General features: G+C 65.5%; 24 protein-coding genes and 1 pseudogene. 17 read left to right on the top strand and 8 right to left on the bottom strand.

The annotated features are described in order from the left end of the window. Positions 1–4: 4 nt before the first annotated feature. The 3 genes from ACYPYD_RS00520 to ACYPYD_RS00510 all read right to left on the bottom strand — a co-directional run bounded on the left by ACYPYD_RS00520 (position 5) and on the right by ACYPYD_RS00510 (position 2,167). The gene (locus ACYPYD_RS00520) at positions 5–817 is read right to left on the bottom strand and encodes a 3-deoxy-manno-octulosonate cytidylyltransferase (protein ID WP_459661686.1); all 813 of its coding nucleotides are present in this window, start codon (positions 815–817) and stop codon (positions 5–7) included. A 16-nt stretch (positions 818–833) separates the two neighbouring features. Beyond that, complete coding sequence (locus ACYPYD_RS00515; RefSeq protein WP_156799858.1) at positions 834–986, bottom strand: hypothetical protein; 153 nt, start codon at positions 984–986, stop codon at positions 834–836. Positions 987–1,180: 194 nt separating this feature from the next. Further along, complete coding sequence (locus tag ACYPYD_RS00510; RefSeq protein ID WP_069708483.1) at positions 1,181–2,167, bottom strand: KpsF/GutQ family sugar-phosphate isomerase; 987 nt, start codon at positions 2,165–2,167, stop codon at positions 1,181–1,183. Positions 2,168–2,395: 228 nt separating this feature from the next. Here ACYPYD_RS00510 and kdsA point away from each other — a divergent pair, with 228 nt between their 5' ends. Further along, entirely contained in the window at positions 2,396–3,223 is an 828-nt protein-coding gene (gene kdsA, locus ACYPYD_RS00505) for a 3-deoxy-8-phosphooctulonate synthase (RefSeq protein WP_069708482.1), read from the top strand. 70 nt (positions 3,224–3,293) lie between these two features. Then, positions 3,294–4,313: a phytanoyl-CoA dioxygenase family protein gene (locus tag ACYPYD_RS00500; RefSeq protein ID WP_231957993.1), complete on the top strand. Its 1,020-nt coding sequence runs from the start codon at positions 3,294–3,296 to the stop codon at positions 4,311–4,313. A 156-nt stretch (positions 4,314–4,469) separates the two neighbouring features. Here ACYPYD_RS00500 and ACYPYD_RS00495 read toward each other — a convergent pair. Then, positions 4,470–4,842 (bottom strand): annotated as a pseudogene (locus ACYPYD_RS00495) (aldehyde dehydrogenase family protein); the annotation flags it as partial. A gap of 353 nt (positions 4,843–5,195) precedes the next feature. Between ACYPYD_RS00495 and ACYPYD_RS00490 the strand changes: the two are divergent. Further along, positions 5,196–5,507, top strand: a complete 312-nt coding sequence (locus ACYPYD_RS00490; RefSeq protein ID WP_069708479.1) for a hypothetical protein — start codon at positions 5,196–5,198, stop codon at positions 5,505–5,507. A gap of 73 nt (positions 5,508–5,580) precedes the next feature. On the opposite strand, the gene ACYPYD_RS00485 is transcribed toward ACYPYD_RS00490, so the two are convergent. Next, positions 5,581–7,032, bottom strand: a complete 1,452-nt coding sequence (locus ACYPYD_RS00485) for an NAD-dependent succinate-semialdehyde dehydrogenase (RefSeq protein WP_459661685.1) — start codon at positions 7,030–7,032, stop codon at positions 5,581–5,583. A 212-nt stretch (positions 7,033–7,244) separates the two neighbouring features. Here ACYPYD_RS00485 and ACYPYD_RS00480 point away from each other — a divergent pair, with 212 nt between their 5' ends. Genes ACYPYD_RS00480 through ACYPYD_RS00465 form a run of 4 tightly spaced genes read left to right on the top strand, consistent with a single transcriptional unit; the run spans position 7,245 to position 11,641 of the window. Next, positions 7,245–8,702, top strand: a complete 1,458-nt coding sequence (locus ACYPYD_RS00480; protein WP_069708477.1) for an aldehyde dehydrogenase family protein — start codon at positions 7,245–7,247, stop codon at positions 8,700–8,702. Between the two features lie 19 nt (positions 8,703–8,721). Further along, entirely contained in the window at positions 8,722–9,537 is an 816-nt protein-coding gene (locus ACYPYD_RS00475) for an SDR family NAD(P)-dependent oxidoreductase (RefSeq protein ID WP_069708476.1), read from the top strand. Between the two features lie 13 nt (positions 9,538–9,550). Beyond that, on the top strand, positions 9,551–10,576 hold the full coding sequence (locus tag ACYPYD_RS00470; RefSeq protein ID WP_459661684.1) for an NADP-dependent oxidoreductase: 1,026 nt from the start codon (positions 9,551–9,553) through the stop codon (positions 10,574–10,576). Positions 10,577–10,609: 33 nt separating this feature from the next. Further along, positions 10,610–11,641: a DUF2889 domain-containing protein gene (locus ACYPYD_RS00465; RefSeq protein WP_069708474.1), complete on the top strand. Its 1,032-nt coding sequence runs from the start codon at positions 10,610–10,612 to the stop codon at positions 11,639–11,641. A gap of 4 nt (positions 11,642–11,645) precedes the next feature. Here ACYPYD_RS00465 and ACYPYD_RS00460 read toward each other — a convergent pair whose 3' ends face one another. Next, positions 11,646–12,131: a GbsR/MarR family transcriptional regulator gene (locus ACYPYD_RS00460; protein WP_459661683.1), complete on the bottom strand. Its 486-nt coding sequence runs from the start codon at positions 12,129–12,131 to the stop codon at positions 11,646–11,648. Positions 12,132–12,248: 117 nt separating this feature from the next. Here ACYPYD_RS00460 and ACYPYD_RS00455 point away from each other — a divergent pair, with 117 nt between their 5' ends. Genes ACYPYD_RS00455 through ACYPYD_RS00440 form a run of 4 tightly spaced genes read left to right on the top strand, consistent with a single transcriptional unit; the run spans position 12,249 to position 15,610 of the window. Beyond that, on the top strand, positions 12,249–13,052 hold the full coding sequence (locus ACYPYD_RS00455) for an SDR family NAD(P)-dependent oxidoreductase (RefSeq protein WP_069708472.1): 804 nt from the start codon (positions 12,249–12,251) through the stop codon (positions 13,050–13,052). Positions 13,053–13,056: 4 nt separating this feature from the next. After that, positions 13,057–13,560, top strand: a complete 504-nt coding sequence (locus tag ACYPYD_RS00450; protein ID WP_083274757.1) for a nuclear transport factor 2 family protein — start codon at positions 13,057–13,059, stop codon at positions 13,558–13,560. Next, positions 13,560–14,573, top strand: coding sequence for an LLM class flavin-dependent oxidoreductase (locus ACYPYD_RS00445; RefSeq protein ID WP_069708470.1), 1,014 nt, complete (start codon positions 13,560–13,562; stop codon positions 14,571–14,573). Before ACYPYD_RS00450 ends, ACYPYD_RS00445 begins: the two co-directional genes overlap by 1 nt. Then, complete coding sequence (locus tag ACYPYD_RS00440) at positions 14,570–15,610, top strand: zinc-binding dehydrogenase (RefSeq protein WP_069708469.1); 1,041 nt, start codon at positions 14,570–14,572, stop codon at positions 15,608–15,610. The genes ACYPYD_RS00445 and ACYPYD_RS00440 overlap by 4 nt, the downstream gene beginning before the upstream one ends. A 97-nt stretch (positions 15,611–15,707) precedes the next feature. On the opposite strand, the gene ACYPYD_RS00435 is transcribed toward ACYPYD_RS00440, so the two are convergent. Next, positions 15,708–16,598 (bottom strand): LysR family transcriptional regulator, encoded by an 891-nt coding sequence (locus ACYPYD_RS00435; RefSeq protein ID WP_459661682.1) that lies wholly within the window; start codon positions 16,596–16,598, stop codon positions 15,708–15,710. Between the two features lie 129 nt (positions 16,599–16,727). Here ACYPYD_RS00435 and ACYPYD_RS00430 point away from each other — a divergent pair, with 129 nt between their 5' ends. The 6 genes from ACYPYD_RS00430 to ACYPYD_RS00405 all read left to right on the top strand — a co-directional run bounded on the left by ACYPYD_RS00430 (position 16,728) and on the right by ACYPYD_RS00405 (position 25,006). Continuing rightward, positions 16,728–18,329: a carboxyl transferase domain-containing protein gene (locus ACYPYD_RS00430; protein ID WP_459661681.1), complete on the top strand. Its 1,602-nt coding sequence runs from the start codon at positions 16,728–16,730 to the stop codon at positions 18,327–18,329. Further along, on the top strand, positions 18,326–18,634 hold the full coding sequence (locus ACYPYD_RS00425; RefSeq protein ID WP_069708467.1) for a DUF3088 family protein: 309 nt from the start codon (positions 18,326–18,328) through the stop codon (positions 18,632–18,634). The genes ACYPYD_RS00430 and ACYPYD_RS00425 overlap by 4 nt, the downstream gene beginning before the upstream one ends. Beyond that, positions 18,631–20,481: an acetyl/propionyl/methylcrotonyl-CoA carboxylase subunit alpha gene (locus ACYPYD_RS00420; protein WP_459661680.1), complete on the top strand. Its 1,851-nt coding sequence runs from the start codon at positions 18,631–18,633 to the stop codon at positions 20,479–20,481. Before ACYPYD_RS00425 ends, ACYPYD_RS00420 begins: the two co-directional genes overlap by 4 nt. A 1-nt stretch (position 20,482) precedes the next feature. Next, the gene (locus ACYPYD_RS00415) at positions 20,483–20,932 is read left to right on the top strand and encodes a MaoC family dehydratase (RefSeq protein ID WP_008832042.1); all 450 of its coding nucleotides are present in this window, start codon (positions 20,483–20,485) and stop codon (positions 20,930–20,932) included. Positions 20,933–21,615: 683 nt separating this feature from the next. Further along, positions 21,616–23,820 carry a TonB-dependent receptor gene (locus ACYPYD_RS00410; protein WP_037520952.1) on the top strand — a complete coding sequence of 735 codons (2,205 nt, stop codon included), beginning with the start codon at positions 21,616–21,618 and terminating at the stop codon, positions 23,818–23,820. A gap of 64 nt (positions 23,821–23,884) precedes the next feature. Continuing rightward, the gene (locus tag ACYPYD_RS00405; protein ID WP_459661678.1) at positions 23,885–25,006 is read left to right on the top strand and encodes a nucleoside hydrolase; all 1,122 of its coding nucleotides are present in this window, start codon (positions 23,885–23,887) and stop codon (positions 25,004–25,006) included. Between the two features lie 315 nt (positions 25,007–25,321). Here ACYPYD_RS00405 and ACYPYD_RS00400 read toward each other — a convergent pair whose 3' ends face one another. Beyond that, entirely contained in the window at positions 25,322–26,206 is an 885-nt protein-coding gene (locus ACYPYD_RS00400) for a flagellin (RefSeq protein ID WP_008830471.1), read from the bottom strand. Positions 26,207–26,476: the final 270 nt, after the last annotated feature.

Raw genomic sequence — 26,476 nt, 5'->3', positions numbered from 1 at the left:
TACGCTAATGAGCCGCGAACGGATCGCCCAGTCGTGCGATCGTTTCTTCCGCCAGTTTGAGGTCCTGGGGGGTGTCGATTCCCGACATGGCGTGGCTGGGCGGCTCGACCTCGACCGTGGCGATGGTGTGACCCGCCTCGAGGAAGCGCAGTTGTTCAAGCCCTTCGATGGTCTCGTAATCCCCTTGAGCGGTCGCGGCGAACCATTCCAGCGCGGCCATCCGATAGCCGTACAGACCCAGGTGTTGCCACACCGGCGAAAATGAGCCCGCTTCGCGCAATCTCGTCTCATCACGGATCGCGGGTAGGATGGTCTTTGAAAACCACAAGGCCCGTCCGTCTGCCGCGCGCACGCAAGTGGTGCCGCTGAACGGAGCAGTCCGCTTGTGCGCGCGCAGCCGATCAAGCCTTGCCCAGTCTAGACGATACACCGGCGTGGCCACGTCGGCCCGGCCTTCGCGCAGAGTGTGGACCAGCCCCGCGACGACGGCAGGCGGCACGAACGGAGCATCGCCCTGGAGGTTGATGACGAGTTCGGGTTTTGCCGCCCGTGTCTGCGCCGCAAGGCAAGCGCGCGAAGAGCCGGAATCGCAGGAATCCGGCGTCATCACCGCCTCGGTGCCGATCGCGGTGGCATGGTCGGCTATGCGCTCATCGTCCGTGGCGACCACCACCTCGCAATCTCCCACCAGCGCGGCAGTTGTGCGGGCCACGGAAACGACGCGTTCAAGCAAGGTGCGCCCGGCGATCGCCAGCAGCGGCTTGCCCGGAAGGCGAGTGGACCCGAAGCGTGCGGGAACCACGATGAGAGCAGGCATAGATGTCATCCGAAGACTAGGACATAAGCTCATAAATGGCAGCATCGAGACGCCCGATATGTTCGCCATTCGGGCGTCCGGAGGATTTGACCAGCATGGCCCAGCGCCGCGTCAGCAGGACTTGAAGTATCGACATATTCCTTCGCCCTGCTTCCTTGCGCTGCGCCATTTTGCCTCGAACCTCGATGATGCCGTTTATGAGTTTACGCCCTAGTGCCCCTGTCAGACGGCTTCGACAAGCAGCGCCAAAGCGTGCTCGACAGCGGAGGCTTGCGCGATCCGGGCCGGGGGAGGGGCTGCGCTATTCAGGGCTTTCGAGGCGTAAGGACATCGTCCGAGCCCGGCGGATCGGCGGGAAGTCCTTCAGGCCACGCCGGTGCGTACGATGTCGTGGATATGGACGATCCCGACGAGCTTTCCCTGATCCTCGACGAAGAGCACTGAAATGGCATTCCCGTTGAGGATGCGCAAAGCCTCGGAAGACAGCGTGTCGGGCTGTACGCTTAGGGGATTGATCGACATGTGCAGGCCAATGTTGTCCGATAAGTCGTGCACGGCGATGCAACGCCGCAGGTCGCCATCGGTAAACGCTCCCACGAGGCGGTCGTCTTCATCCACAACGGCGGTGCAGCCGTAGCGTTTTCGGCTCATTTCGAGCGTTGCGCTGGTGAGCGAGGCATCGCGGCCGACCCGGGGGATGGCTTCGCCCACACCCATTATCTCCCCCACGGTGCTCAACTGCGCGCCCAGCTTTCCGCCTGGATGGAAGACGCGGAAGTCGGACGAGGTGAAGCCCCGCGCTTCGATCAACGCGACCGCCAGCGCATCGCCCAGTACCAGTTGCAGCGTCGTCGAGGAGGTGGGCGCCAACGCGTTGGGGCAGGCTTCGCGCACCGGAGGCATTGTCAGGCAGATGTCTGCTGCGCGGCCGGCCGTGCTGTCGGCATGCGAAGTTGCGACGATCAGAGTTACGCCGTAGAAGTTGCAGTAGTGGAGGATATCGCCCAGTTCGGCGGTTTCCCCCGACCAGGTAATGGCAAGGACCACGTCCTTCTTGGTGATGACGCCAAGGTCGCCATGGCTTGCCTCGCCGGGATGGAGATAGAGCGCCGAGGTGCCGGTAGATCTCATGGTCGCGGCGATCTTGCGCGCGATGTGGCCGCTCTTGCCCATGCCGGTGACGATCACGCGCCCGCGCGTGGATGCCAGGGCCTTGATCGCGCGATCGACTGCGGCGCCCAGGTCCGGAGACTGCAGCGACGCCTTCAGCGCCCCAAGTGCCTCGAGCTCTATGTCCAGCGTCTTGAGTGCAGATGCGGCATACTGCGTTTGGAGGAGTGCGCTCTTCATACCGCCCTTAAATTGTTCATCTTTTTAACAACCTGCCGGCACCGAGATGCGCCGCCAGGACATGAATGCGTGGCCATCGCTATTCCACTACGGAAGGGATTGCCAGCCCGTTCCTTACCGGCCAAGCAAAAGTCTTGACCCTATGGCGCTGCTGTGGAGTCACAGGAAGTTGGAAGACCACCCTGTTTCTAAATTTTAACCCACAACTCGCAGGACGAGGCTGCACCCATGATCCTTTGCGGACGTTCGATTCACCAAAAGACTCCCTTATTCGCCATTGCCGGGCCATGCGTCATTGAAAGCGAGGAAATGACGCTTTTTGTCGCCGAGACGCTCGCCGGGGTGGCTGAACGGCTGGGCATTCTGCTCATTTTCAAGAGTTCGTTTGACAAAGCCAACCGCAGTTCCGACCAGTCATTCCGCGGGTTGGGCATGGATGAAGGATTGCGCATCCTCGAGAAAGTGCGTGCTGAAACCGGCTTGCCGGTCATTACCGATGTTCACGAATCCGCGCAGGTCTCCGCAGTGGCGCAAGTGGTCGACGTGCTGCAGACCCCGGCGTTTCTGGCCCGGCAAACCGATTTCATCGCTGCGGTAGCCGCTTCGGGCAAGCCCGTGAACATCAAGAAGGCGCAGTTCATGGCACCTGCCGACATGAAACAGGTTGTCGCGAAAGCGCGCAATGCAGCTACGGCGGCAGGGCATGATCCTGATGCCTTCCTGCTGTGCGAGCGCGGCACCTCTTTCGGTTACAACACCCTAGTGTCCGACATGCGAGGGCTGGCGATCATGGCCGATACCGGTTGCCCGGTGGTGTTCGACGCGACGCATTCGGTTCAACAGCCAGGTGGTCTGGGCGAACGATCGGGTGGCCAGCGCGAGTACGTGCCGCTGCTGGCGCGCGCCGCCGTCGCAGCCGGTGTCGCAGGCGTGTTCACGGAAACTCATCCGGACCCGGATGCGGCCTTGTCCGACGGCCCGAATGCTCTTCCCCTCGATCAGTTCGAAGAAGTATGGACCCGGCTGCTGGCGATCGATGCGGTCGTGAAAGGATAAGCATCTTTCGGGTTGCATCCCCGCGCGGGTTGGCGCAACCCCGCGCGGGATGGCCGTAAACGACCGAAATATGACGATCGGCAAAGCGCTGATGAGCCCCATCTGGGCTTTGCAATTGCTGACGGGGGCCAAGAGCTTTCTTGATAACCCGATTATCGGATCGCGCCGTCTCAACGCGCGTGGACTGCATCTGGTACGAGTGAAACTGGCGGCGGGTCTGTGTGCATGGCGCAGGCGCCGCCTGGCATCCGGGGTTCGGCCCGAGTGGCGCGAGGCGTTCGATCGCGACGGATTCGTGGTCATTCCCGACATTGTGCCACCAGCCGAATTCCCTGCTTTGCGGGACGCCCTGCTAACGTTTAAGGGACCCGCGCGAGAGATGCGTCAGGGTGACGCCGTAACGCGCAGGCTGGCGATCGACCCGGCGATGCTCTCGGCGATCCCGGCGCTGCGAGCGCTGCTGACCCGCAAGGAGGTGGTGGCATTGTTTCATTACGTGGCGAGCTACCGCACGACTCCGTTGCACTACATTCAAACCATCGTCAGCCACTCGGCGGGCAATGAGCCCGACCCCCAGGAAACCTTGCATGCCGATAGCTTCCATTCGTCGCTCAAGGCCTGGCTGTTTCTAAACCCGGTGTCTGCAGAAGAAGGCCCGTTCACGTATGTACGCGGCTCGCACCGGTTCACGCCGGCGCGTCTCGCCTGGGAGCAGCGCCGCTCGCAGACGGACCCGCACGCGATCGACCGGCTGTCGGCGCGAGGGTCGCCTCGCATCTCGGAGGCGGAGCGCGTTGCGATGAACCTGCCTGAGCCCGAAGGGCTGACAGTGGCCGGCAATACACTGGTCCTCGCCGACACCGTGGGCTTTCATGCCCGCGGTCGCTCGGTGCGGCGAGGTGAGCGGGTGGAAATCTGGTCCTATGCGCGGCGTAATCCGTTCTTGCCGTGGCTGGGCGGTGATCTGTTTAGCCTGCCCGGTCTGGCCGAACGCCGCGTGAAGTGGGTATGGCGCGCGCGCGACAGGCTGGAGAAACACATCGGCCAGCCTTGGCGCGCGGTGGGTACGCGCACTGCGATGGATGATTGAGGGACGGGAATCGTGAGCAAGCGTTGAAGTGCTGGTTTTTCCCCTAGCGGCCGGATGTACAAGCCAGTGGGCAAATCGCGAGGGCGGTCGGGTTCAAATCCCGGTGGAGATTCGAACCCGCTTCCTCTCAGGCTTGTTTTATGTTTTCCGCCCGGTTCAAGCTGGCTGGATGCCCATGCAAAGGTATTTCACCTCCATGTAGTCATCGAGGCCGTAGTGCGATCCGTCGCGGCCGAGGCCCGACTGTTTGACGCCGCTGAAGGGGGCGACCTCGGTGGAAATCAGTCCGGTGTTGATGGCGGCCATGCCCCCTTCCAGCGCTTCGGCCACGCGCGAAACTCGCGAGAGGTAAAAATAGCAGGCAAGGTCGAACTCGGTGTCGTTGGTCATGCGGATGGCGTCGGCCTCGCTGGTGAAGCGGATAACGCCTGCGAGCGGCTCGAAGGATTGCTCGCGCGCGAGCTTCATGTCGGGCTTCACGCCAGCCACCACGGTCGGGTTGCAGAAGCGGATTGCGCTGGCCGGCTGCGACTATCTTCGTGCCGCCGTCGACCGGCTCCTTCGGGAAATCTTCATCGACTTCCTTTCTTCCGACTTCTGCTGGCTCTGGCCTTGGCACGCAGAACGCGATTACCGCGAGTCCGATGATTCATCGCGATCGTCCAGGAATGCCCTTGGGAGTATTGCGGATGACAGCCGTGCCGCGACCGGGGATGATGCTGCGGGTTTCCATGTCGAGGAGGGGATTCGTCGATGCTGCGTCGTTCGTCTGGCCTGGCCGCGTTGCTGTTCGCTACACAGGCGATGGGCCAGTCGATGCCGGTTCCGAAAGAGATTTATGGCAGGTATGCACCGGGTGGCGATTGTTCCCGGCAGCCGCGAGTGGTTGCGAGCGTGGCGGGTGTCTTCCTCGAAACCGTGGCAGGTAAGGCAGGGCCGCTGCCGGTCGATGTCTGTTTCAGCTGCGCGGGTGGTGCGCGCTACGAGGGCATCCAGGTCTGGGTCATGGTCAAGTACGGCAAGGACAAGTGGGGCGGGGACAACTTCCCCGTCACCATGATGTTCAACGACGGCGAACGGCGTGGTGCGCTGCAGGTCGCGCATGACAATACGCTGCGCACCCCGATCGGCATACCGATGATACAGGTGGTTCAGGCGCGCATGTTCAGCTTGTGCAGGAAGCCCAAGGCTTGATCCCTCGACAAGCTCAGGATGAGCGGGGGTAGCATAAGCCGCCGCTCAGGCTGAGCCTGTCGAAGCCCTTGGGTCAGGCCGGCTTGATGCCCATGCAGAGGTACTTGACCTCCATGTAGTCATCGAGTCCGTAGTGCGAGCCTTCGCGGCCGAGGCCCGACTGCTTGACGCCGCCGAACGGAGCAACTTCGGTGGAGATCAGGCCGGTGTTGATGCCGACCATGCCCGCTTCCAGCGCCTCGGCCACACGCCATACGCGGCTCAGGTCGCTGGCGTAGAAGTAGCTGGCGAGGCCGAACTCGGTATCGTTGGCCATGCGGATGGCGTCGGCCTCGTCGGTGAAGCGGATCACGCCGGCGAGCGGCCCGAAGGTCTCCTCGCGGGCCAGCTTCATGTCGGGCTTCACGCCCGCCACCACGGTGGGGTTGAAGAAGCTGCCGCCGAGCGGATTGCGCTGGCCGCCTGCGAGCACCTTCGCGCCGCCATCGACCGCGTCCTTCAGGTGTTCCTCGACCTTCTCTACCGCCTTCTCGTCGATCAGAGGGCCAACTTCGGTGCCGGCATCAAGGCCGTAGCCGACCTTCATGCCGCTGACACGCGCAGCCAGTTTCTCGACGAACTCGTCGTAGACACCGTCCTGCACGTAAAAGCGATTGGTGCACACGCAGGTCTGGCCGCCGTTGCGGAATTTGGAGATCATCGCGCCTTCGATCGCGGCATCCACATCGGCATCGTCGAAGACCAGGAACGGGGCGTTGCCGCCCAGTTCCATCGAGCACTTCTTGATCGTCTCGGCGCATTCGCGCAGCAGGTCGCGGCCGATCTCGGTCGAGCCCGTGAAAGTCAGCTTGGCGACCTTGGGGCTGGCGGTCAGGGTCGAGCCGATCTGCCCTGCACTGCCGGTGACGACGTTGACGACGCCCTTGGGGATGCCCGCCATCTCGCACAACTGCGCGATCGCCAGCGCCGAATAGGGCGTGGCTGAAGCGGGCTTGATAACGATGGTGCAGCCCGCCGCAAGCGCCGGGCCTAGCTTGCGGGTGATCATCGCATTGGGGAAGTTCCACGGCGTGATCGCGGCGACGACGCCGACGCCCTGCTTGATCACAACGATGCGGCGGTCGGCGGCATGGCCGGGGATGACGTCGCCGTAAGCGCGCTTGCCCTCTTCGGCGAACCACTCGATGAAGCTGGCGCCATAGGCGATCTCGCCCTTGCCCTCGGCCAGCGGCTTGCCCTGTTCGCGGCTGAGCAGTTCGCCGAGGTCGTCCTGGTGCTGGAGCATCAGTTCGAACAGCTTGCGCATCAGCTTCGCGCGCTCACCGGCGGTCTTGGCGCGCCATGCAGGGAGGGCGGCCTCGGCGGCGTCGATCGCGCGGGCGGTTTCGTCGGCGCCCATCTTCGGAACGGTGCCCAGCACCTTGCCGGTGCCGGGGTCGGTGACCTCGAAGGAAGCACCCGAATCCGCATCGACCCACGCGCCGTCGATGTAGCACTGCTGCTTCAGGAAATCGGTGTAGGCCATTTCGTGCGGGTTCCTCAGTTGTTGCCGGTGGAGCGTCTCGAACGGACACTCGCGGGTTCCGGCATGGTCTAGGGACGAGCCCTAGCGGTTACAAGTCGTCCGCGCCTCCTGCGACAAGCGCGAGGGTGGCGCGATTGACGCCTCTCCGCGTGTCGGCTAGTCTATGATGTGAACAATAATTCGCCAATGCGAATAAGTTCAGGAGAGCGGGCTTGGAATACGCAGGGTATATCGGCGGCAGCTTCGTGCGCGGCGAAGGCGAGCGGTTCGAGGTGCAGAACCCGTCCGACGAATCGGTGGTGGCCGAAGTGGTCGGCGTTTCGGCAGCGCAGGCCGACGCGGCGATCGGCGCCGCGCGGCAGGCCTTCGATTCCGGCGCATGGTCGGGCCTGTCGATGAAGGAGCGCGCAAAAATCATGGCGCGCTTCGGGGAGGCGATGCGCAAACGGGCGGATTTCCTAAAGAAATGCGCAATCGAGGAAGCAGGATGCCCGGTCTCGGCGACGGTCATGGGCGCGCAGGTCCACGTGCCGCTGCGCATGACCGACGAGATCATCGACCTGTTCCTGCGCCTTCCGCAGCAGGAGGAAAACCCTCTGCCGATCCACGAGCGGGTCAATCCGCACTTCGTCGTGCAGAGCCTCAAGCGCTGGTCGCCGCTCGGCGTGGTCTCGGCGATTTCGGCCTACAACGTGCCGTTCTATACCGCGTTTTGGAAAGTCGTTCCCGCGCTCATGGCGGGTAACACGGTGGTCCTGCGGCCCAATCCGCTGACTCCCATCTCATCCATGATTTTCGCCGAAGCGGCCGAAGAAGCGGGCCTTCCGCCCGGGGTCATGAACGTGATCGTCGAGCCGGGCCTCGCGGGAGGCCTTGCGATGACCACCGATCCGCGCGTCGATATGGTCTCGTTCACCGGCTCGTGTTCTGTGGGGGCCAAGGTGGCGGAGCAGGCAGCGCCGACGCTCAAGCGGCTGGTGCTGGAGCTGGGAGGCAAGTCGGCGCAAATCTACCTGCCCGACGCGGTTGCGCGTGCACCCTCTGCCGCGCTCTCGGTCTGCACTTCGCACGCGGGACAGGGCTGTGTGCTGGGGACGCGGGTTTTCGTGCCGCAGGAGACCAAGGCCGAAGTCCTCGACGCCATGGCCAAATTGCTTGCGGACGTGAAGATCGGGCCGGCGAGCGATCCGGCAACCCAGCTCGGCCCGGTCATCAGCGCCGCCCAGCGCGACCGCTGCACGCACTTCACCCAGGCTGCGGTGGAAGCGGGCGGCCGCGTGGTGTGCGGCGGCAAGCGGCCGGAGGGTATCGCCAAGGGCTTCTACTGGGAGCCCACGGTGCTCGACCTGCCGGACAATTCCAACCCCGCCGCGCAGGAGGAGATCTTCGGACCGGTGGTCGGCGTGATCGGCTACCGTGATCTCGATCACGCGGTGGAGATGGCCAACGACAGCCGCTTCGGCCTCTCCGGCTGGGTCCACGGGACGGACAAGGTCAAGGCGCTGGAGGTCGGGCTGAAAATCCGTAGCGGGGCGGTCAACGTCAACGGCGCGGTGATGTCGAGCTACGCCAGCGGCGGCGGCATCAAAATGAGCGGCCTCGGCCGCGAACGCGGGGTCGAGGGCCTGCGCGAATTCCAGATGATGACCACCTTGAACATCGGTGGCTGAGGGAACGGGAGCAAGGACGATGGAAGGACTGGTCCAAGGTAAGGTCGCCCTCATCACAGGCGCGGGCTCGGGTCTCGGCCGCGCGGCAGTGCTGCTGTTCTGCGAGCATGGCGCGAAGGTCGTCGCCGCCGACATCGACGGCGACAACGCCGAGGAAACCGCGGCGCTTGCGAAAGCGGCGGGCGGCGAGGCGCTGGCGGTCACCTGCAATGTCGCCGATCCGGCCAGCGTCGATGCCGCCGTGGCGCAGGCCGTGGAGCGCTTCGGGCGGCTCGACATCATCTACAACAACGCCGGCATCACCATCAGCCCGGTCCCCGGCAAGGGCCTGCGCTCACTCGTCGAATGCGAACCCGAGGAAATGAAGCGGGTCGAGGACGTCAACATCAACGGCGTGGTCTACGGCTGTCAGGCGGCGATTCGGCAGTTCGAGAAGCAGGCCGGGGAAGGACTAGGGAGCGGCGGCGCGATCGTCTCCACCGCATCGGTCGCGGGGCTGATGGGCTACGGCGGCGTGCTCTACGGCGCGACCAAGGGCGCGGTCGTGCAGCTCACGCGCGCTCTCGCCATCGAGGTCGCGGACAAGGGTATTCGCGTCAACGCCGTCTGCCCCGCCGGGATGCTCACGCACTACGCCGGGATGGATCCCGACAGCGACAACCGTGAGCGCATCCTGCAAGGCATGGGCAAGGCGCACCCGCTGGGCAAGGCGATCGACCCGCGCGATACAGCCAGCGCCGCGCTGTTTCTCGCCTCCGATCTTGCGGGCAATATCACCGGCGTCAACCTTCCGGTCGATGGCGGGCTCTCCGCCGGTCGCAAGACGGGAGGTTGAGATGGCCGCGACGATGAAGCAGGTTGTCCTTGCCGCTTATGCGCAGGGCAATCCGAAGCCCGGCGACTTTCGCATCGAGGAAGTGCCCGTGCCGGAGGCCGGCGAGTGCGAGATCCTGCTGAAGACGCTCTACATCGCCGTCGATCCCCTGCTGCGCTTCTCGGTGGACGAGACGGTGCTGACCGGCGCGGGGCGCATGGAACTGGGCCAGCCCATGGTTGGGCCGGTGGTCAGCGAGGTCATCGCCTCCAGCCATCCCGATTACGCGGTGGGCGACGTGGTCGAAGGGCGTTCAGGCTGGCAGGAATATGCCGTGCTCGCGCCGGACCTCAGCGACTATCGCGGCCCGCCGCGCAAATTGGACAGGTCGCTGGCGCCGGTCTCTACCGCGCTTGGCGTGCTCGGCGGGCCGGGGCAGACCGCGTACGAGGGCATCGTCAAGGTCGGCCGGGTCAAGGCGGGCGAGACGGTGGTGATCTCGGCGGCGGCGGGCGCGGTGGGCTCGATCGCCGGGCAGATCGTCAAGGTGCTCGGCGGGCGGGCGGTCGGTATTGCGGGCGGTGCGGCCAAGTGCGCGGCGCTGCTCGATCTCGGCTTCGATGCGGCGGCCGATTACAAGGCGCCGGATTTTGCCGACCAGCTCAGGGCCGCGATGCCCGATGGGGCGGAGGTCTATCTCGACAATGTCGGCGGCGAGGTGACGATGACCGTCCTGCCGCTCCTCAAGCGCGGTGCACGCATGGCGATGTGCGGGTTCATCGCCTATTACGGGGTGGGCATGGAAGGTCCGGGGCCGGATCGCCTGCCCGGTTTCTATCGGCTGATCATGAACAAGGGACTCGAGATCCGGGGCTTTGCCGGAATGCTGGCCGGGCAGCAGGGGCTGGAGGATATCGCCCGGTGGATGAAGGAAGGCCGCATCCGTTTCGCCGAGTCCGTCGTCGAAGGCATCGAGGCGGCGCCTGCGGCCTTTTCCAGCGTGTTTTCGGGCCATGACCACGTCGGCAAGCTGCTGGTGCGGGTTGCCGCGCAGGGTTGATCGATGGGACCGGAGGGTGCAGCGTCATTTGTCATGGTCACGAGCACGCTTCCGCCGCCGCCGCGCAGCACCGCCAATCCCGCCCCGCAGCGCACGGCGGGCTCGGTCCGCCGCACGACCAGCATCGACGTTTCCTGGCCCGACGGCCTCGACGGCCAGCGCCGCTTCGTGGGCGCCGCGCGCGACTTGTGGACGCCGCTGGCGGGCGAGGACGGCCTGACCCTTGCCGAGGCGCGCTACGAGGCGCGCATGAGCGAGGACAAGACGATCACCGCAATCGCGGCGCAGCCGGACTGCGAGGCGATCGCCCATCTCGTCGGCGCGCGCGCGGGCGGTCACCTGCGCGGCCTGCTGCGCGAGGTCATGCCGGACATGGTCGCCGCCGCCCACCCGCTTTACATCGTGCTCGACGACTTGTCCGGCACGGCATTGGTCAGTTCCTTCGCGTGGTCGCAGTGGCATCCCGACTGGGCTGACCGGTTGCGTGAAAAGCTCGGCGAGGCGCAGCACGCGCAGATGATGGCCCAGCGCGTCAACGTGTGCTGGGGGCTGCAGGAGGGGAACAGCGGCGTGTCCGGCGATGTCGATCCGGAAAAGGTCGCGAGCGCGGACGCGGGCGATCTGCGCAACCCTGCCGACCCGCTGGGGTGGCACGATCTTGCCGAAGATGATGGCCCGGGCTTTCGCCGCGCGCGCCGGATCGATGTGACGCGGGACGCGGAAGCAGGGGTGATCCTCATCGATTCCGCTTTCCAGGACAGCGCAAAGCGCCGCGACGGCGGCCGCGTGGCGATCCACGAATACCGCCTTACCGCCCGCGTCGATGCGCAGACGCTGGAAGTGCTCTCACTCGAGCCCGAGGCGCGGATACTGCCGTTCTCCGAATGCCCGGGGGCGACCGCGAATACGCAGCGGCTGGTCGGCTGCAACCTTGCCGAGATTCGCGAGGACGTGCTGGCGCAGCTGCGCGGGCCGGAAGGCTGCACGCACCTCAACGACGCGCTGCGGGCGCTGGCCGACGTACCGGCGTTGGCAGCGCGGATCGAGGGTTCGGTGTCAGGCTGACGGATTACCGCGTACGCGTTGCGGTTCGCTCGGCCTCGGCCTCGGATTGTGGTTCGGCGATCACGCCCTCGATCGCTTCGCGCATCGCGGTGTAGAAGGCGCTGATACGGGCGAAGCGGTCGGCAACGGGGGCGCTAATGTCGCGCTCACGCTGCCCGGCGAACAGGCGCACCTGCCGATCGAGCAACTGCGCCTTTTCGACGAATGGGCCACTGAACTCGGACGGCACTGAGTAGTAGATGCGGCGACTCCCCGGCTCTCCCTGCCTGCGGGCGTTGCCGCAATGCTCGAGCGTGCGGGCGGCCACGCTGGCGTTGCTTTTGCTCATGCCGAGGTCGGCTGCGATCTCGTCGAGAGTCGCCGGTTCCTCGCGCAGGAGCAGGTAGGCGTAGATGCGCCCGACCGGCCGGGGCCAGCCCCAGGGGGCCATCAACATCGCCATGGCGTCAAGAAAGGCTTCGTCCTGCTGTGATGGCTTGAAGTTCGACATATTCTGGATTTACTGAATTTGAGTGTCGGGTGCCAGCGCAAATGCAAGCGCCGGATTCGATGAGCGTGCGTGCGGCGTGCAGGCGATGGCCGTCCGTTACCCGAGGGAGACGATGACATGGAGCAGCAGGCGTTCACCACGCGATACGGCCCCTGGGCGCTGATCGCCGGAGCATCCGAAGGGACCGGCGCGGCCTTTGCGCGCCAGCTTGCGCAGATGGGGGTGAACCTCATCCTCGTCGCCCGCCGCGAGGGGCCGTTGGAGGCGCTGGCCGCAGAACTGCGCAGCAAGGTGGAATGCGTGACTGCATCGATCGATCTGGCTGCAATGGATGCGACCGAACAGTTGCAGGATGCCGCCGCCGGGCGCGAGGTCGGGTTGCTGATCCTCAACGCCGGCGCCGATCCCAACGGGGCGATGTTCCTCGATACCGAGGTTTTCAACTGGGACGCGCTTGTCGCCCGCAATGTGGTGACGGTGACCCGCGCGCTCCATGCCTTCGCCGCGCCGATGCGCGCACGCGGGCGGGGCGGGCTGATGGTGGTGGGCTCGGGGGCCTGCTACGGCGGGCTTCCGGGCATCAACGTCTACGCGGCGACCAAGGCGTTCGATCTCGTGCTGTGCGAGGCGCTCTGGGCCGAACTGGAACCGCACGGCGTCGACGTGCTCAGCTTCGTGCTCGGCCGGACCGACACGCCCGCGCACCGAGAACTGATGGCGGCGCGGGGTATCGCGGTGCCTGACGGCCTTGCCGATGCCGAAGAGGTCGCCCGGCTCGGCCTGGCCCGTCTGCCGTTCGGCCCCGTCTGCAATTGGGGTGAGGCGGACGACGAGGCGGTGATGTCCGCGTCCTCGGCCGCGCAGCGCCGCGAGCGAATTCGCCGGATCGCGGCCATCTCCGCTGCTTATGCGAAAGGGTGAAGCGATGACCGAACTGGCAGACAAACAGGCCATCACCGAGCAGCTCTATCGTTACTGCCGCAGCGTCGACCGTCTCGACATCGCGCTCGGCCACGGGGTGTTTCATGAGGACGCGGCGGTCGATTACGGAGAGCGCGGCTTCAAGGGCAGCGGGCGCGCGGCGATCGACTGGATTTGCGCCGCGCACGGCGGGCTGCTGGCGCATTCGCACCAGATCTCCAACGTGTTGATCGAGGTGGATGGTGACCGGGCCGGAAGCGAGGCCTACGTCACCGCGACGCTGCGGATGGAGCGCGAAGGCAGGCTTGTGCAGATGGAAGTGTGGTCGCGCTATTGCGACCGCTGGTCGCGGCGCGATGGGACCTGGCGCATCGACCGCCGCGACACCGTCACCGACTACGATTGCGTGCGCGACGTCACCGAGATGTACCGCCATGACCGCGCGCGCCGGGACGGGTCCGACCCTTCCTACGCGGCGCTCGCCCATGGCCTGCAGGGAGAGGCGTGATGAAGGACTTCACGATTTCGGTGTCGTTCGACATGCGCTCGCCGCAATGGGCGAGCCCGACGCCGCAGCTTTACCGCGCCGCGATCGAGATGGCCGCCTTTGCCGACGAGATCGGCGCCGACCAGATCGGCCTGATGCAGCATCACGGCTCGCAGGACGGCTACCTGCCGCAGCCTTTCGTCCTCGCGGGCGGCATGGCGGCGGTGACCAGGCGCATCCGTTTCCTGCTGGGCGCGGTGATCCTGCCGCTGCACGATCCGCTCGAACTGGCCGAGCAGATCGCGGTGCTCGACAACATGGCGAACGGGCGGCTGGGGGTGATCTTCGGCGCGGGCTACGTGCCGTACGAATTCGCGATGTTCCGCCAGTCGCTCAAGGACCGGGCGAAGCGGATGGACGAGGGGCTGGAGATCATCCTGCGCGCGCTCAGGGGCGAGCGCTTCGAGCATGACGACGGAAGCGGCGCGCGGCCGATCTTCGTGCGCCCGCTGCCGGTGCAGGAGCCGGAGGACATCATCCTCGTCGGCGGCGGCGTGCCGGCGTCCGCGAAGCGCGCGGCGAAGTTCGGGGTCGGGTTCGGGCCGATGAAGGGCGAACTCGTCGAGATCTACCTCGCCGAATGCGCGCGGCTCGGCCATGCACCGCGCCGGTATTTCCGCCCGCGTCCCGGCATGCCGATGGCGATCCACTTGTGTGAGGACCCGGACCAGGGCTGGGACGCCATCGCGCCGCATGCCGTTCACGTGATCACCGAATACGCGAAGTGGGCCGAAGCCGAGGGCGACGGCTCCAACTCGCCCTTCAAGGGTCTCACCGATCCCGCCAAGCTGCGGCACGCCGGGCTCTTCGCGGCGTGGACGCCGCAGATGCTGCTCGACAAGGTGGGCGCGGCAGAAGGGGGCAACATCGGCTTCCAGCCCCTGCTTGGCGGCCTCGCGCCTGAGGAGGGGTGGAAGAACCTGAGGCTGCTTGCCGCGACGATGCCGGCGCTGCGCGAGGCGATTGCGGCATGAAGGCGGCCTGTATCGAGAACGGCGCGGTGCATGTGCGCGAATTGCCCGACCCGGAACCGCGTCGGGGGCAGGCGCTGGTGCGCACGCATTCCTGCGGATTGTGCGCATCGGACGCCCACTTCCTGACCGGTGGTCGTCACGTCATCGAGCTGTCGCGCCGCATGGGCGGGCCTTATGCGGGTCTCGACGAGACGCGTCCCTTCGTGCCGGGCCACGAGTTCGTCGGCGAGGTCATCGACTACGGTGCCGGTAGCCGCCGCCCGGTCGCGCCCGGACGGCGGGTGACGTCGGTGCCGATCATGCGGCAGGGTGGAGCGCACGCCGTCGTCGGTTTCAGCCACGATTGTCCGGGCGGGTGCGGAGAACTGATGTTGCTCGACGAGGACTTCCTGCTCGAAGTGCCCGAGGGTCTGCCGGATGATCATGCGGCCCTGATCGAACCGCTTGCCGTGGGCCTCGAACATGCGCGGCGCGGCCGCCCCGGCAAGGACGACGTAGCGCTGGTGCTGGGCTGCGGGGCGATAGGCCTGGGCGTTGTCGCGGGTCTGGCTCTGGCGGGAGCGGTGCCGATCGTCGCGGCCGACTTCCACGCCGACCGGCGCGAACTGGCGCTGAAGGCGGGCGCGCACATCGCCATCGACCCGCGCGAAGTCGATCCCTACGGGCCGCTGCCCGATCTCGGCGGGCGGCGCGTCAATCTCGTCTACGAGAACGTCGGCGTGCCCGGCATGTTGCAGCGGATCATCGAGAGCATGCCGTTCGACGGCCGCCTCGTCATGGGCGGCTACTGCATGGAGCCCGAGCCGCTCTACGTCTTCGCCGCGCAGAACAAGCGGCTCAACATCCAGTTCGCCGGCGGCGAGGAGCCGCAGGACATGGACCTCGCGATGCGCAGTATAGCCGAGGGCCGGATCGACGTGGCGCCGTGGCTTGGCGAGCGTATCGGGCTCGGCTCCGTGGCCGCAGCTATCGCCAATCTCTCCGGCCCTGGAACGTCGGTACGGACTGTCGTCGATCCGCGCCTACAGCTTTCGTAGAGGAGCTTGGCAGAGCTTTTTGGCAAGGTGGCGTATCCGGCGGTACAGCCCAAAGGTGGTGGTCTGTGCCGTGCGGCAGACGGTCGACAGCTGGCGATCAGATTGACCTCCTCAGATCAGTTGTGCCGTAATGGGCTCTGACCATCGCAATGAGCGGGCTTGCTCTGCCTTGTTCCACGCATGCCGCTCCGGAGTGCAGCAGTCCGATCTCGCGCACAAGTTTGAAATCGCGCACCGGCACGAAGCGCTCGGGACCCGCGGCGAAGCTTTCGGGCATCATGCCGATCCCGGCACCGCTACGCACAACGGCCAGCACTCGCTCGTCGCTTGTGGTCTTGAGGACGAAACGCGGTCTCACGCCGCGCTCCACGAAGAAGCGGTTGATCTCGGGCAGGGCCTCGCAGTGGCGGCGCAGGGCCATGCGATCGCGGGCGAGCTGTTCGGCCTGCACTTCACTCTCGTTCGCTAGCGGATGATCGGGCGGCAGGACCATCATGTAGCGTTCGCGGGCAAGCACTTCGGGTGCGAATCGGGGATGGTGTGGGCGGATCACGCTTAGCGCCAGGTCGATGCGGCCGCGCTCTAGCCGCTCGGCGATGTCGCGCTCAGACCCGTCGAGTATCTCTAGCGTCTCGCCTGAACCTAGCGCGCGGTGCGCGGTGAGCCAGCGTTCAACGAGGCGCGTGGGAATCGTGTTGAGCACGCCAACGCGCAGCAAGGTGGGATCGGTGACTTCACTGAGTTCGACAAGAGCATGCTCGTATTCGGCGGCGATGCGGTGGGCGCGTACGAGAAAGCGGCTGCCGGCGGGGGTCAGGGCCACGCGCTGGCGGTCGCGGTCAAACAGCCTCGCCCCCAGTTCGCGCTCCAGCTTGGCGATCCCTACAGACAAGGTAGGCTGAGTCACGCTCACGCGCCTGGCCGCGCGGCTGAAGTTGCCGGTCTCTGCCACGGCCAGGAAGTAGCGCAGGAGATACTGATCAATCATAGATACTGTCTATGACGAGGTGCGGAAACTTTCAATTTCCGCTTTTCATTACTGCTGTCTAGATAGATGCGGCAAATCGACAAGGCAGGCCCAAGGCAAACTGGCGCCGCCCGCACGGAAGGAAGAGGCATGAGCGCGCCGGTCCTGCAGACCACCCTGAATCTCGACAGCCCTGAAGCCCGGGCACGCGACGCGCACAACCGCGCGCTCGCCGCCGAGTTGCACGAACGGGTGGCGAAAGCGGCACTTGGGGGCGACGCAAGGGCACGTGAGCGGCACATAGGCAGGGGCAAGCTGCTGCCGCGCGACCGTGTCGAGCGGCTCCTCGATCCCGGCTCGCCCTTTCTCGAAATCGGCCAGCTTGCCGCCAATGGTCTCTATGGGGACGAGGTGCCCGGCGCCGGGATCATTGCCGGAATCGGCCGTGTGTCGGGACGGCAATGCATGATCTTCGCCAACGACGCGACGGTGAAAGGCGGCACCTACTTTCCGCTGACCGTCAAGAAGCACATCCGCGCGCAGGAGATCGCGGCGACCAATCGTCTGCCCTGCATTTACCTCGTCGACAGCGGCGGCGCCAACCTGCCCAACCAGGCCGAGGTCTTCCCCGACCGCGACCACTTCGGGCGCTTCTTCTTCAACCAGGCGCAGATGAGCGCGCGGGGCATCCCGCAGATCGCCAGCGTCATGGGCAGTTGCACGGCAGGCGGCGCCTATGTTCCGGCCATGAGTGACGAGAGCGTGATCGTGAAGGATCAGGGCACGATCTTCCTCGCCGGGCCGCCGCTGGTGCAGGCCGCGACCGGAGAAGTCATCAGCGCCGAGGATCTGGGCGGCGGCGATCTCCATTCGCGCAAGTCGGGCGTCACCGATCATCTGGCGCAGGATGACGAGCATGCGCTGACCATCGTGCGCGACATCGTCAGCCACCTTGGCCCTGCGCATCGCCATCGCCTTGCGGTGCAGGACCCCCGGCCGCCCAGATACGCGGCCGAGGAACTCTATTCGATCGTCCCCGAGGACGTGCGCGCGCCTTACGATGTCCACGAGGTTATCGCCCGCATCGTCGACGGGTCCGAGTTCCACGAGTTCAAGGCGCTCTACGGCTCCACGCTGGTCTGCGGTTTCGCGCACATCCACGGGCTGCCCGTGGCGATCCTCGCCAACAACGGCGTGCTGTTCTCCGAGAGCGCGCAGAAGGGCGCGCATTTCATCGAACTGGCCTGCCAGCGCGGCATCCCGCTGCTGTTCCTGCAGAACATCTCGGGCTTCATGGTCGGCGGCAAGTACGAGGCTGAGGGCATCGCGAAGCACGGCGCCAAGCTGGTCACCGCTGTCGCCACCGCGCAAGTGCCCAAGCTGACGGTCTTGATCGGCGGCTCGTTCGGTGCGGGCAATTACGGGATGTGCGGGCGCGCCTACGACCCGCGCTTCCTGTTCACCTGGCCCAATGCGCGCATCTCGGTGATGGGCGGCGAGCAGGCGGCGTCGGTACTGGCGACGGTCCATCGCGATGCCGCCAACTGGAGCCCCGAGGATGCCGAAGCCTTCAAGGCCCCGATCCGCCAGAAGTACGAGGACGAGGGCAACCCCTACTACGCCACCGCGCGGCTGTGGGACGACGGGGTGATCGACCCCGTGCAGACCCGCGACGTGCTGGGTCTGGCACTCTCCGCGTGCCTCGAAGCCCCGATCGAGGAGGCGCCCCGCTTCGGGGTGTTCCGGATGTGAGCAAGGATACTCTGTTCGTGCTCGACTTCGACTGGCCGGACCCGGCCTACGAAGGGCGCCATTTCTACTGCAAGGACAGCGTCACGGTGGAGGGCCTGCTTGCGCTGTTCCCCGATCGCGCCGCGAATATCGAGGTCGTGCGCGTCGGATGGCCGCGCCCCCGCAGCGAAGTCGTCGCGGTACTGGGCAAAGACAACCAGAACCTGCCTGCGCTGGCCTTTGCCGAAGGCGGCTTCGTCAACGCAATCGAGCCGCTGTTGGCAGCGCTCCATACCCGCCACGGCTTCCCGGAGCGTCATCCATGATCACTTCTCTGCTCATCGCCAATCGCGGCGAGATCGCCTGCCGCATCATCCGTACCGCGCGGGCCATGGGCATCCGCACCATCGCGGTCTTTTCCGACGCCGATGCACAGGCCCTCCACGTTCGCGAGGCCGACGAGGCCGTCCACATCGGCCCCTCGCCCACGCGCGAGAGCTACCTTGTGGGCGAGAAAATTCTCGCCGCCGCGAAGGCGACCGGGGCCGAGGCCATTCACCCGGGTTACGGCTTCCTGTCCGAGAACGCCGAGTTCGCGCAGGCCGTCATCGACGCGGGGCTGGTCTGGGTCGGTCCGAACCCGTCCTCGATCACGGCAATGGGTCTGAAGGACGCCGCCAAGACGCTCATGGCCGAAGCCGGAGTTCCGGTGACGCCGGGCTACATGGGCGCGAACCAGGAACCCGACTTGCTCCGCCAGGAGGCCGACAAGGTCGGCTACCCGGTGCTCATCAAGGCCGTCGCGGGCGGCGGCGGCAAAGGCATGCGCCTCGTCGAGAGTGCCGACGCCTTCGCCGACGCGCTCGCCTCCTGCAAGCGCGAGGCGGCCGCTTCGTTCGGCAACGACCACGTGCTGATCGAGAAGTACATAGCCTCTCCCCGCCACATCGAGGTGCAGGTCTTCGGCGACCGGCACGGCAACGTCGTCCACTTGTTCGAGCGCGACTGCTCGCTTCAGCGCCGCCACCAGAAGGTCATCGAGGAAGCCCCCGCGCCGGGCATGGACTTGGCCACGCGCGAGGCGCTGTGCGCCGCCGCCGTGCGCGCCGCAAAGGCCGTGGACTATGTCGGCGCCGGGACCATCGAGTTCATCGCCGACGGCTCTGGCGCACTCTCCGCCGATCGCATCTGGTTCATGGAGATGAACACCCGCCTGCAGGTGGAGCACCCGGTCACCGAGGCGATCACCGGGGTCGATCTCGTCGAATGGCAGCTGCGCGTTGCCAGCGGCGAGCCGCTGCCTCTGGCGCAGCACGACCTGAGCATCGACGGCTGGGCGATGGAGGCGCGCCTCTATGCCGAAGACCCGGCGAAGGGCTTCCTTCCCAGCATCGGCCGCCTCGAACTGCTGCAGTTCGGCGAATCCGAGGGCGCCAAGGAAACAGGGCGCATCGACACCGGCGTCACGCAAGGCGCCGAAGTCTCGCCCTTCTACGATCCCATGATCGCCAAGATCATCGCCTGGGGCGACGACCGCGACGAGGCGCGGGAACGGCTCGGCGCGATGCTCGAGGACACCGCCGTCTGGCCGGTACGTACCAATGCCTCGTTCCTCGTCAAAGCGCTGCAGCACCCCGACTTCGCGGCAGGCAAAGTCGATACCGGTCTGATCGGGCGCGACGGCGAGGCTCTGGCGCAGCCGCCGGTGCCTTCGGCCGATACCCTTCGTGCGGGCGCTTCGTCACTCGTTCCGGCCGGCATCGCGCCGGGCCTGCGGCTGAACGCGCCGCCGCGGCGAACCGCGTGGTTCCTGCTCGATGGCGAGAAGATCGAGCTCGAGATTGACGATGGGAGCGACGAGCCTGCCGGCAGCGTCCTCGTCACCGAACAGGGGCAGGCCTGGCTGCTGGCGCCATGGCGACGCGACGGCGCGCATGGCGCGGCAGACAGTTCCGGCGCGATCGTTGCACCCATGCCGGGCAAGGTCATCGCCGTCGAGGTGAAACAGGGCGAGACGGTGACCAAGGGACAGAAACTCCTGACCCTCGAAGCCATGAAGATGGAGCACACCTTGACCGCGCCGTTCGATGGCACCGTCAGGGCGCTCGCGGCGACCCCCGGCCAGCAGGTGCAGGTCGATGCCCTACTCGTGCAGATCGAGGAGACCGACTAGGATGCCCGGACGTTTTTTCGATGAATGGCAGGTCGGTGACCGCCTGACGCATCAGCCGAGCCGTACCGTGACCGAGACCGACAACCTGCTGTTCTCGGCGATGACCCACAACATGCAGCCCCTGCACCTCGACGCTGAGGCCGCGAAAGCCAGCGAGTTCGGGCAGATCCTGGTCAATTCGACCTTCACCTTCAGCCTGGCGGTGGGCCTGTCGATCGCGGACACGACAGTCGGCACGCTCGTCGCCAACCTCGGCTTCGACAAAGTGATTACGCCCAAGCCGACCTTCATCGGCGATACCCTGACCTGCGCGAGCGAAGTGGTCGAGATGCGCGAGAGCAGGTCGCGGCCCGGACAAGGGATCGTCGTGTTCCGGCACGAGTTGACCAACCAGCGCGGGGAAGTGGCTCTATCGATGCTCCGGACCGTGCTGCTGAAGAAAGGGGTGTGATTGCGAAGCAAACCTGAGGATGTGCGAGCTCTCCGTCCGCGACGTCACGGACTCGGGCAAGAAGTTTACTGGTCGGGGTAGCCGAAGCAAGGTTTGCGCGCCTCATGAACGGTTCAAGCGTTGGTATCGTGCCTATCAGGCAAGCACTTCACCGATAAAGAAAAGTCGTTCGCTATCCGGGGGCGGCGTCGTCGGGCAAGGCACCATCGCCGATCAAGTGGGCGAGGCGCGTTCCGGAAGTGTCGTGTCCGAACCGGGACGACAGAATCATTGCTCCCGTAAAAGCTTGCCTGGTTGAACGTCGCTGGCACAGGTTCGGCAAAACCTGATGCAAAAATCGTGCGATGCCATGCGGCCTCGACACTACGGGAACGCGCCGGGGCACGGCAAACACGGACATTTCACCAGTCTCGCCAAATATGCTTGCTGCAGTGCGGTCGCAGGAAGCCTTAACCTCTTTAACGAAGTCCGTGATAACGTCTTTAACCGTTGCTGACGCTGCGGTTTCTTGGTGAACCCGCAAGCCGCCTTTGCGCGCGACTCCGAGCCCGGTTGCCATGTTGCGTTGCAAAATTGCCGCGCCATTTTTCGCAACGCGCTGTGCGGTTCATTGCTGTTGAATGACAGCGCTGGTCAGCTTATCGGCCCCCCATCCCAAAACATGGCTACCTCAGGGGGTAATTTTGAATTCTGCTCGTTTGCGCCGTTTTACGGCGGTTTCGGTCCTCGCGATTTCCGCTTCGTTCGCCGCGCCTGCCCTTGCGCAGAGCGGCGCTCCGGTGGCCGAAGAGGGAGACAACGCAATCGTCGTGACCGCGCTGCGCCGCGAAGAGCGTGCGCTGGACGTGCCGGTCGCGGTTTCGACGCTTTCGGGCGAGAAGCTGGCCGTGCTGAACTCCAGCGGCCAGGACATCCGCTTCCTTGCCGCGCGCGTGCCCAGCCTGCAGATCGAATCCTCGTTCGGCCGCACCTTTCCGCGCTTCTACATCCGCGGCCTTGGCAACACCGACTTCAGCGCTGACGCGGCGCAGCCGGTTTCGGTGGTGTACGACAACGTTGCGCTCGAAAGCCCGATGCTCAAGGCTTTCCCGGCCTTCGACCTCGAGAACGTCGAAGTTCTGAAGGGACCGCAGGGCACGCTGTTCGGCCGCAACACGCCGGCAGGCGTGGTCAAGTTGACCTCCAAGCGTCCGACGGAGGAAGTGGACGGCCACGTCAGCGCTTCGTGGGCGACCTACAACACCGTCAACCTGGAAGCCGCCGTCGGCGCGCCGCTGACCGACAAGCTGCGCTTCCGCGTCGCGGGCCTCGTCCAGCGCCGTGACGACTGGGTCAAGAACGACTACGCCGCGACCATTAACGAGAAGAAGTTCGAAGGCTACCAGGACTACGCCGGTCGCTTCCAGCTGGAGTACGAGGACGGTCCGCTCGACATCCTCGTCAACGCGCACGCCCGCTCGCTGAAGGGCACCGCGCGCCTGTTCCGTGCGAACGCGATCCAGAAGGGCACCAACGACCTCGTCGCCGGCTACGACATCGAGCATACGGCGCAGAACGGCTCGAACCCGCAGACCCTGGAAAGCTGGGGCGCCAACATCCAGACCAGCTATGAGTTCGACGGCGCCGGTTCGCTCTACTCGATCACCGCATGGGAGCGCGCCAGCGTCTTCTCGCGCGGCGACATCGACGGCGGCTACGTCGGCAACGTCCCGTTCCAGGTCCAGACCGGCGGCGACACCACGCCGAAGGAGTTCAGCCAGGAACTGCGCTTCGCTTCGAAGAAGTTCGGCGACGTCAGCTTCCAGGCGGGCGCATACTACTTCAACCAGAACCTCGAGAGCGCGAGCGGTTCGTGGTCCAACACCAACGCCTATTCGCCCACCAGCGTCTCGCACCTCGACAACGAGACGTATGCGGCCTTCGGCTCGGTCGAGTACACGCCGGTGGATTCGCTGATCCTGCGTGGCGGCCTGCGCTGGTCGCATGACAAGCGCTATGGCGTCCTCGTCAGTGGCGCCGACATCGATTCGACGACCGCCGCGCGTTCCACCGGCCGCGCCAACGGTTCGAAGCTGTCTTGGGACGGCAGCGCGACGTTCAAGCTCTCCTCGTCGAGCAGCATCTACGCCCGCGTGGCATCGGGCTACCTCGGCGCGGCGCTCAAGAACGACACCGCCGCCGGTGTCGCGACGATGGCCAAGCCGCAGACGACGACCTCCTACGAAGTCGGCTTCAAGACCGAGCAGCCCGGACTGTTCAACTTCTCGGTCGATGGTTACTACTTCGACACCAAGAACATCCAGCTGACCGCCGTTGGCGGTGGTTCGAACGTCACGCAGCTGATGAACGCGAAGAAGGCGATCGGCTACGGCGTCGAGGCGGAATTCTCGGCCACCCCGGTCGAAAACCTCGTGCTGACGCTGGGCGGCAGCTACAACTACACCGAACTGAAGGACAAGGACCTCTACGTCGCGCCTTGCGGCGGCGGCTGCACCGTGACCGATCCGCTGGTGACCGTGAACGGCACTACGCTGGCCGCGATCGACGGCAACCGTCTGCCGCAGGCTCCGCGCTGGATCGGCAACGCGACGCTGCGCTACGCCGTGCCGCTGGGCAACGACAACGAGATCTTCGCCTACACCGACTGGTCGTACCGCTCGAAGATCAACCTGTTCCTGTACGACTCGATCGAGTTCACGGGTAAGGCCTACCTCGAGGGCGGCGCGCGCGTCGGCTACCGCGACAACAAGCGCGGCTACGAGGTTGCGGCGTTCGCCCGCAACATCACCAACCAGATCCGCGTCGTCGGCGCGATCGACTTCAACAACCTGACGGCGATGCTCAACGAACCGCGCATCATCGGCGGCGAAGTCCGCTTCAACTTCTGATGAAGCGAAGGGCGCCGGGTCAAACCGGCGCCCTTTTCGTATGGTCTGCCAACAAGGATAACCGATGCCCCCCCTGAATGCCGTGATCCGCGCTGTCTCCTCGCTGCTGACGGCGGCGGCGGTCTGTTTCGCCCTGCCTGTGCGGGCCGAGGACAAGCCCGCCCCGCAGAAAGTCATCATCGATGACGAGGGCTTCTCGCTCATGCACATGATGCTGCTCAATTCGCCTCAGATCGACGTGGTGGGTGTGACCAGCGTGACCGGCAACTGGTGGGCACCGCGCGGTGCGGCGCTGCAGCTTCGGGGGCTGGAGATCATGGGCCGTACCGACGTTCCGGTGGCGCAGGGTGCGGTCTATCCGCTCATGAACACCGAGAAGGCGACCGAGCGCTGGGAAGCGCTTTACGGCAAGCTGACATGGAAGGGCGCGTGGATGAAGCAGTGGGTCGAGCCCACGCAGCAGTCGACGCCGCCTTATTACACCCCCTACGACCTTTCGAACCTGCCCTGGGGCGCGCCGACCACCAAGGTCGCCTCGAAGATGGCCGCCGTCTTCATGATCGAGATGGTCCGCAAGTACCCCGGCCAGATCACCATCGTCGAGGGTGGTCCGATGACCAACCTTGCGCTGGCGCAGCGTCTCGATCCAGAATTTGCGAGCCTTGCCAAAGGCTTGATCTACATGGGCGGCAGCTTCAACCCGCACCGCGTGCTCGATGACCGCTCGGCCGTCGAGTTCGCGCGCGAGTTCGCCAATTCGCCGCGCCGCGAATTCAACATCCGCCTCGACCCCGAGGCCGCCAGCATCGTCAGCCGCGCGCCGTGGAAGCAGATCACCGTGATCCCGGTCGATCCCTCGACCGCGACGCAGCTGAGCCGCAAGCTGCTCGACCGCGCCGCGAAGGGCGCGAAGCCGGAACTGGGCAAGGTGATCGCGGGCTTCGAGCCGGGCTTCCCGCTGTGGGACGAGATCGTCGCCGCCGTGCTGCTCGATCCCTCGGTGGTGACCGGGGCGGAGGACCTCTACGTCGATTACGACGCGGCGTTCGGCGCGACTTACGGCGATACGCTCAGCTGGCGCGAGCATTACCAGCCCGGCCTCGGCGAGCAGAAGGCGCGCGTGGTGATGTCGGTCGATCCGCGCAAGCTGGACGAGGTGATCGTGAAGGCGGTGGCGGCGAAGTGATCCTTCGACAGGCTCAGGATGAGTGGGGAGGGAAGGGCGGCAGGCCCACCCCGTCCGGCTGATTCGCTGCGCTCATAAGCCTTCCGGCCCTCCCGCAGGCGGGAGGGCGAGGCGCATGTTTCCCCTCCCGTTCATCCTGAGCTTGTCGAAGGAGGGAGGGGAGCGAGACTTGGACCGCAGGTCCTAGTCGCAGCGGGGTGGGCCTCTCCGCGCCGCCCCGCTCTCGCCACCCCATAAAGAAAGGCCGGGGCGGCGAACCGTCCCGGCCTTTCGAAATGGTCCCCTCCCGCAAGCGGAAGGGGCCTGGCGCCGTCCTTAGCGGAACAGCGACAGGAGCGTCTGCGGCGACTGGTTGGCGATCGACAGGGCCTGCACGCCCAGCTGCTGCTGGACCTGGAGAGCCTGAAGGTTCGCCGACTCCTTGGCGAGGTCCGCATCGACAAGGCTGCCGATGCCGGTCGTGATCACGTCGCTCAGGTTGCTGTTGAAGCTGAGCTGACCTTCGATCTGACGCGAACCGGCGCCGAGGTCGGAGAGGCTGGTCTTGACCGTGTCGAACATGGTGTCGAGCTTGGTCAGGAGCGCATCTGCCGCACCCGAGCCGGTCGTTGCCGTACCGTCATCGACGACGCCGACATTGGTGATGTCGGTGTCGGTCGAGGAATCGCCGAACGCGGTGGTCGCCGCTTCGCTCAGTGCCTGGTTGGCGACCGTCAGCGTGTCGCCGTTGATCGACTGCAGTGCACTGACCTTGCCGTCCGTTGCCACGGTGGCCGCAGTGCCCTTGAGCAGGTTCGTGCCGTTGAAGCTCGAACCTTCGATCACCGTGTTGATCTGCTTCTTGAGGGTCAGCAGATCGTTGGAGATCGCCTTGCGGCTTTCGTTGTCGAGACCGGCATCCGATGCTTCGAGAGCCTTCGACTTCATCTGGTTGACGAGGTCGGAGATCTGTTCCGCACCGGCGACGGCGACGTCCGTGACGGACTTGGCGTTGTTGAGCGAGGTGGTGACCGCGCCCAGCTTGCCAAGATCGCCGCGGAGCGTCTGGGCGACCGTGTACTTCGCCGAGTCGTCCTTGGTCGAGGCAACGTTCAGACCCGTGGTGATACGGCTCTGGGTGGTTTCCATCGACTTGTTCGTCGCGTTGAGGCTCTGGAGAGCTGCCATCGCGCCGCTGTTGGTGTTGACCGAAAACGCCATTTCAATTTTCCCTTCTAGGTTACCGGCCGATTCTGCGGCCTCTCGCAATCCCGAAAGATACGGGTGCGACTTTATTCTAGGAGGAGTCGTTAAAGGATGGTTGCGGCCTGTGGAAAAACTATAGGAATGCTTTCCCGGGCTCTCCGACAAAAGCCCGTCATCCCAGCGAAGGCTGGGACCGCTATCGGTCTTTAGACGCGAGCTTGCCGAGGAGCCCTTCAGCGCGAGGGGGGCTGTACACGGCCAGCGGTCCCAGCCTTCGCTGGGATG

Source organism: Novosphingobium sp. 11B, assembly GCF_054589055.1.
Note: the sequence above shows the minus strand (reverse complement) of the source record. Positions and strands in the feature narration are given on the sequence as shown.